The sequence below is a fragment of the uncultured Cetobacterium sp. genome (genome assembly GCF_945952365.1).
Classification (GTDB): Bacteria; Fusobacteriota; Fusobacteriia; order Fusobacteriales; family Fusobacteriaceae; genus Cetobacterium_A.
In genome coordinates this window covers 1-6,336 of sequence record NZ_CAMFHX010000052.1, presented here as the reverse complement: position 1 = coordinate 6,336, position 6,336 = coordinate 1, and the positions used below count along the sequence as shown (strand labels likewise).

Sequence of the window (6,336 nt, the reverse complement as noted above, 5' to 3'; positions counted from 1 at the left end):
AGCTGAAGAGCTATTAGAAAAGTATGAGTTAACAGCAGACAAGTTAGTATCAGTAGTAAAAGAAAACTTATAGAAAATATATAGTATAGAGGCGAGTTAAACTGGCCTCTATATTTTAATTAGGGAGAAGAGATGGAAAATAGAAAAGGAAACAGAACATTTATAGCTTTAGCATTAAGTTTTATGATATTTAATATATTTATTTCATTGTCTTCTAATAGCTATTTTATTGGGAAAATATTAAAAAATAATTATTTTATGACTGTAGAATTACAAAATGATGGGGTAAAAGAGAAAGTACAAGAGTTTGAAAAATTTCTTTTGGAAAATGAAAATGTTAAAGGGATAAAATTTTTATCAAAAGAGGAAGCGTTTAGAAATTTACAAAAAGAATTGGAGATAGTTATACCTAAAAGTGAAAATCCGTTGCCAAATTCAATAATAATATACTTTAAAGATGAAAAAAACCTTCATGCTATTCAGGAGTTACTTGATGTAAATCCTATGGTAAGAGAGATATATATAGATAATCAATTTTTACAATCAACACAAAGAAAAGTTAGTGCAGTTAATATCTCGTTATTTTTATGTATACTTCTTTCAGTGGGGATGTGTTATCAAATAACTACAATATTAAGAGGTGTTGTTATTAGAGATTATATGTTATATGCAATAAAAAATCCTCAAAATAAAAAGAATTTTTTTGTAGCTAGAAATAAAAATCTAATTCCATTTTTAGGAAGTGCAGTTGTTGGTGGATTAATATTTTTTAATATTTATATAATTTTAAGAGAAAGATATCAACAAATTCTTTCGACTTTAATTTTACAAAGCTTTAAACAGATAGTTGTATTAGAAATAGTAGCGACACTAGTTGTAATAATATTTGCTTGGAAATCAACGGCTAGACTGAAAAGGAATGAGGTCTAGTTATGAGAGCGTTGATGATTTTTTTTATTTGTTCAAATTTTATTTTTGCGGATAGTGTTGATAATTTAAAAAATCGTATGAAAAAAATAGAGAGCGAAATAAAACAGAAAAATACTCGTATTGAAAATATAAACTCAGAAAAAATTAGTGTGGAAAAACAAATTGAAAATATAAATAACGAGATAAAAGATATTGAAAAAGAAGCTGAAAAAATCCAAGAAGAGATAAAGGTTGTAAATAGAAATATACAGTATGGTGAACTTAACCTAGATGTAAGTAATAAAGTTTTAGATAGAAGAAAAGCGGAATTTAAGGCAAAGATGATAGAAGTAACTAGAAAATCTAGCTTAGAAAGCGATACAAAAGAAAGAAGTATGGCAAAAAGAAGTTTTTCAAGATTACTTTATGGTGATTTAGAAAGTATGGAACATATAAAAACTGTTAGAACCTCTATAACTGAAGTAAAAAAAGATATTGAAAAGGATAGACAAAAACTTACAGTTTTAAAAAGAAGATTGGATTCTAATAGAAAATCTGGGGAAACTAAAAAGCAAGAAAAAAATAGACTTATAACAAGATTAAATCAAGAGAAAAGTTCTCATGTAAATACTATAAGTAAGTTACAAGTTCAAAAGAAAAATATAGAAAAAGAGATAGAAAGAATTATTAAAGCTAGAAGTGTTGCAGCAAAAACTGTAAAATTAGATACAGCTGTAGCAAATTTAGGGAAGTTTTTAAAACCAATTACAGGAAATGTAGTTGTAAAATTTAGAGAGAAAAAAAATGGGGAAGTTATAAGTAATGGAATTGAAATCGCAGGAAAAATGGGAGCAAAAGTTAAGGCCTCATCTAATGGTAAAGTAATTTATGCAGATAAGTTCCAAGGTTTAAATAATGTGGTAATGGTAGATTATGGTTATAACACAATAGGTGTTTATGGAAATCTAATTGCTGTTGGGGTTAAATTGAATCAGCAGGTAAAAAAAGGACAAGATATTGGAGTTTTAGGATTGAATACGGAAAGTAAAGCAAACCTTTATTATGAGGTTAGATTTAATTTAAAACCAATAAATCCAGAAACTCTATTTTAAGGAGGATATAGATGAAAGGAACTATAATTTACAACGATGATAAAATTGAAGCTATAAAGCTTTATGAAGAACTTTTAAAGTTCTTTGAAATAAAAAAAATAGAGATAGTTCCTATTGATAGAATATTGGATGCAGATTTTGCTGTAATTATTGGTGGTGATGGAACGTTACTGAGAGCGTCTAAAACATTAATAAAAAATTCAAGAATAGATATTTTTGCTGTAAATGCAGGTTCATTAGGTTTTTTAACAGAGATAAAAGCTGAGGAGTTTCAGCCAACGTTTAATAACTATTTAAAAGGTTTAGTTAAAATAGAAAGTAGACAACTTTTAGAAGTTTTTTTAAAAGGTGAAAAAATTGATGCTTTAAATGAGGTAGTGATATCTAAAGAAAAGGCTAGTTCAAAAATTTTAAATATAGAGATGTGTATGGAGAATACAAAAATTTGTAGCTATAAAGCTGATGGAATAATAGTTGCAACTCCAACTGGCTCAACAGCATACTCATTATCTGCAGGGGGACCAATAGTAATGCCACAAATTGAAGCGATGGTGGTGACTCCTTTAGCTCCTCATAACTTAGCAACGAGACCAATAATAATAAGTGGAAAAGAGAGATTAATTTTAACTTTAAATCCAGAGCAAAAAGGTAGTATAATAATAGATGGAGAAAATGAGAGAGAGATAGAAAAAGGTGAAAAAATTGAAATTTACTACTCTCATAAAAAAATTAATCTTATACTACCAGAGGGAAGAGATTATTATGGAATCTTAAGAGATAAATTAAAATGGGGAGATAATCTATGTTAAAAGAGTTGAAAATTGAAAATTTAGCTATAATAGAAAAAGTAGACTTAGAATTTGAAAACGGCTTAATCGTTTTAACTGGTGAAACAGGAGCTGGAAAGTCGATAATTTTAAGTGGAATTAATCTTCTAATAGGAGAAAAAGCTAGTGCTGATATGGTTAGAGATGGGCAGGATTATCTGTTAGCTCAAGGTGTATTTGCTGTAAATGAAGAGCAAGAAGCTGAACTTAAAGAGCTTGGAATAGAAGCTGAGGACAATGAGGTTATTGTTAGAAGGCACATAGATAAAAATGGAAAAGGAAAAGCTTTTGTAAATAATATAAGAGTTCCAATGTCTAGTTTGAAAGAGATAATGGGAACTTTAGTAGATATAGTTGGGCAGCATTCACATCAAATGCTTTTAAATAGAAGTAATCACTTGAGATTGCTAGATAGATTTTTAGGTGATGATGGTGTTTCAATAAAAAAACAACTAGAGAGCATATATAACGAATATTCGAGTTTAGAAAGAAGAATTCAAGATGTTGAAAAAAATAAAAAAGAAACTATAGAGAAAAAAGAGTTCTATGAGTTTCAACTTCAAGAGATTGATAAGGTTGCTTTAAAAGATGGTGAGGATGAGAAGCTTGAAGAGGAGTATAAGAAACTTTTCCATGCTGGAAAAATAAAAGAGAAACTATCGATGACAGAAGATTTATTGAAAGACAATGAAAAAAATGCTTTAAGTATTATATATAATAGTAGAAAAAATCTAGAAATAATTTCAAAATATGGAAAAGAGTTTCAAGAGAATTTAGAAAGATTAGAGAAAGTTTATTATGATTTGCAAGACTGTGTGGATTCAATTAAAGATTTAAATGATGATATCGAAGCCGATGATATGAGATTAGAAAAAGTTATTTCAAGATTAGATACTATAAATCGTTTAAAATCAAAGTACGGAGATCAAATCTCAGATATAATAGAGTATAGAAACGGAATTGAAGAGAAGTTACAACTACTTGATGAGAATAGCTTCCAAGTTAAAAAATTACAAAAAGAACGTGACGAAGCAAAAACTAGATACTACTCCTTAGCAAAAGAGTTAACTACTATTAGAAAAGAAAAAGCCCAAATAATAGAGGATAATCTTCAAGCTGAACTTAAAGGTTTAAATATGGGTGATGCTAATTTTAAGATTAATTTTGGAGAGTCAACTTCGATGTCTTCAAATGGAGTGGATTCAGTTGAGTTTATGATATCTACAAATGTAGGGCAAGGTTTAAAGCCACTGTGGAAAGTTGCTTCAGGTGGAGAGGTTAGTAGAATAATGCTAGCTATAAAGGTTATATTCTCAAAAGTTGATAATATTCCAATTCTGATATTTGATGAGATAGATACTGGTGTTGGAGGAGAGACTGTTAGAAAAATAGCAAATAAACTTCAAGAGATAGGAGAAACAACTCAAGTTATGAGTATAACTCACTCACCAGCTATAGCAGCGAAAGCTTCACAGCAGTTTTATATAGAAAAAGTCTTGGTAGATAATAAGACGATTACAAAAGTAAAAGAGTTAGATAAAAGCGAGAGAGTTCAAGAGATTGCAAGAATGTTAGCAGGAAAAAATATATCTGAAGCTGTTATAGAACATGCTAAAGAACTGTTGGGTGATATATAATGAGATTATTAGAGGATTTTATAAAGTATAAATTTGATTCAAAAGGATTAAAAAAAGAAACACTAGATTTATACAGTGGAGATATAAAAGATTTTCAAGAGTTTTTAAGTAAGGATTTATTAGATGTAACGAGAGAAGGGATTTTAAAATACGTTGAATATTTAAAAAATAACTATCAACCAAACTCTATTTTAAGAAAGATAAGTACGTTGAAAACTTTTTATAAATATCTTTTAGAAAAGAGAATGATAGATGATAACCCAACGGATGGAATAGTTATAGAGAAAGCTCCAGAAAAAGAGTTAGAAATATTGGAGTTCTGGGAGATTAATAATATATTAGATAGTTGTAATAAAGATTCGAAAGGTCTTAGAGATCGTTTAGTAATAAAGCTACTTGTAGAAACAAATCTATCTATAAATGATATTTTAAAAATTAGATTATCAGATTTAGAGCTTTTCTCATACGCATTTATTTTTAACGAGGATAAAGGAGAAAAAATAAAAATATCTGAAGAGCTCTCAGCAGAGTTAGAGTTATATGTAAAAGAAACGAGAGATAAACTTTTAGCGGTAAGGAGTAATCTAGTATTTCCAGGATTTAGTAGACAAGCATTTAGAGCGAGATTTATCTCTGTTGGAAAAAAATGTGGTATTGAAAGAGAAATAACTCCAAATATGTTGAGAAATACTTTGAAAACTATGGTAAAATATAATGATGAGAGTAACGAAGAGCAATTTCTTTTAGATTTAAAAGAAAAGTACTTCAAAATAGGAATAGGAGATGATTAAGAGTGAAAGCTGGATTTATAGCTGTTGTAGGAAGACCTAATGTAGGAAAATCTACACTAATAAATAAACTTGTAAATGAAAAAGTTGCTATTGTTTCTGATAAGGCAGGAACGACTAGAGATACGATAAAGGGAATTTTAAACTTTAACAATAACCAATATATATTCGTGGATACTCCAGGAATACATAAGCCAAAGCATCTATTGGGAGAACATATGACTAATAGTGCTGTAAGAGTTCTGAGAGATGTAGATGTTATAGCTATGGTTATAGATGCTTCTCAAGAGATAAGTACAGGAGATTTATTTGTTTTAGAAAAAGTTAAAGAAGCAAAAAAAACTCCAAGAGTGCTAATCGTAAATAAAATAGATAAAATAAACGATGAAGAGTTAATCTTAAAAAGAGCTGAGATTGCAGAAAAACTTGGAGAGTTTGATGCTATAGTAGAGATTGCAGGACAATACGCTATAGGAGTTCCAAAATTATTAGATGCACTTGATCCATTCTTAGAGGATGGAATGAAGTATTACCCAGATGACATGTACACAGATATGCCTATGTATAGAGTAATAACTGAGGTTGTAAGAGAGAAAATATTAGAAAGAACAAGAGATGAAATTCCTCACTCTGTAGCTATCGAAATAATAAACGTTACAAGAAGAAACAATGGAAAAGATAAATTCGATATAAACATCTATGTTGAAAGAGATTCTCAAAAAGGTATTATAATTGGAAAGCAAGGAAGTATGCTTAAAGAGATTGGAGTTCATGCTAGAAAGGATATTGAAAACCTTATAGGAGTTCAAATTTACTTAGAACTTTGGGTTAAAGTAAAAGATGACTGGAGAAAGAAAAAACCATTCTTAAAAGAGTTAGGATACGTAGAAGAAAGATAAGAAAAATAGAAGTGGCTCTTAGAGTCACTTTTTTGTTTCAATGAATTTATAACTTTGTTTTGATGTGGTAATTATGTTATAATAGAAAATAGGTAAAAAATAGTTGTAGATGGAGGAAAAAATACAATGCATTTATTATTAACAGAAGGAATGGGTTGGATAGA

General features: G+C 28.9%; 6 protein-coding genes. All 6 read left to right on the top strand.

Annotated elements, in window-relative coordinates; translation table 11 throughout:
* The first annotated feature begins 132 nt into the window (after positions 1-132).
* Entirely contained in the window at positions 133-930 is a 798-nt protein-coding gene (locus Q0O83_RS11630) for a permease-like cell division protein FtsX (RefSeq protein WP_294097278.1), read from the top strand.
* Positions 931-1,007: 77 nt separating this feature from the next.
* Positions 1,008-2,021, top strand: coding sequence for a peptidoglycan DD-metalloendopeptidase family protein (locus Q0O83_RS11625; RefSeq protein WP_294097276.1), 1,014 nt, complete (start codon positions 1,008-1,010; stop codon positions 2,019-2,021).
* A gap of 11 nt (positions 2,022-2,032) precedes the next feature.
* Positions 2,033-2,830 (top strand): NAD(+)/NADH kinase, encoded by a 798-nt coding sequence (locus Q0O83_RS11620; RefSeq protein WP_294097274.1) that lies wholly within the window; start codon positions 2,033-2,035, stop codon positions 2,828-2,830.
* Complete coding sequence (gene recN, locus Q0O83_RS11615) at positions 2,824-4,485, top strand: DNA repair protein RecN (protein WP_294097272.1); 1,662 nt, start codon at positions 2,824-2,826, stop codon at positions 4,483-4,485. Before Q0O83_RS11620 ends, recN begins: the two co-directional genes overlap by 7 nt.
* Positions 4,485-5,276, top strand: a complete 792-nt coding sequence (locus Q0O83_RS11610; RefSeq protein ID WP_294097270.1) for a tyrosine-type recombinase/integrase — start codon at positions 4,485-4,487, stop codon at positions 5,274-5,276. Before recN ends, Q0O83_RS11610 begins: the two co-directional genes overlap by 1 nt.
* Before the next feature lie 2 nt (positions 5,277-5,278).
* Positions 5,279-6,172 carry a GTPase Era gene (gene era / locus Q0O83_RS11605; protein WP_294097268.1) on the top strand — a complete coding sequence of 298 codons (894 nt, stop codon included), beginning with the start codon at positions 5,279-5,281 and terminating at the stop codon, positions 6,170-6,172.
* Positions 6,173-6,336 lie beyond the last annotated feature (164 nt).

What these genes read in the sequence shown, in the direction of transcription:
- Q0O83_RS11630 (WP_294097278.1), top strand. Translation starts at nt 133, where the DNA reads ATGGAAAATAGAAAAGGAAACAGAACATTTATAGCTTTAGCATTAAGT.
- Q0O83_RS11625 (WP_294097276.1), top strand. Translation starts at nt 1,008, where the DNA reads ATGAAAAAAATAGAGAGCGAAATAAAACAGAAAAATACTCGTATTGAA.
- Q0O83_RS11620 (WP_294097274.1), top strand. Translation starts at nt 2,033, where the DNA reads ATGAAAGGAACTATAATTTACAACGATGATAAAATTGAAGCTATAAAG.
- recN (WP_294097272.1), top strand. Translation starts at nt 2,824, where the DNA reads ATGTTAAAAGAGTTGAAAATTGAAAATTTAGCTATAATAGAAAAAGTA.
- Q0O83_RS11610 (WP_294097270.1), top strand. Translation starts at nt 4,485, where the DNA reads ATGAGATTATTAGAGGATTTTATAAAGTATAAATTTGATTCAAAAGGA.